Annotated in this window: 1 protein-coding gene; it reads left to right on the forward strand. The window is 43.0% G+C overall.

All coding sequences use genetic code 11. The features are described from left to right. On the forward strand, positions 1–301 hold a 301-nt coding region (locus J8L97_RS23325; RefSeq protein ID WP_211053106.1), incomplete at its 5' end, for a transposase. Positions 302–323 lie beyond the last annotated feature (22 nt).

Genomic DNA, 323 nt, shown 5'->3' on the forward strand with positions numbered 1-323 from the left:
TGGCTATATGTCGAACAAAGAAGCTGGTTCTTTATTAGGTGTTGCACCAATGAATCGCGAAAGTGGACGGTATAAAGGGCTCCGTAAAATCCAAGGTGGTCGACATCAAGTGCGCACCGTTTTATACATGGCGATGATGTCAGCTATCCAATCTAACCCGGTTTTTAAATCAACCTATCAGCGATTAGTTGCTGCTGGGAAACCGAAAAAAGTAGCGCTTATTGCGTGTGTCAGGAAGATGATTGTGATCTTAAATTCGATGCTCAGAGACGGTGTTATGTGGGAAGCGCCAAAAACTTAAAATTAGCTATTGACGCCATAGT

Origin of the sequence: Pseudoalteromonas sp. MMG012, assembly GCF_018100875.1 — a bacterium.
GTDB lineage: Bacteria > Pseudomonadota > Gammaproteobacteria > Enterobacterales > Alteromonadaceae > Pseudoalteromonas > Pseudoalteromonas aurantia.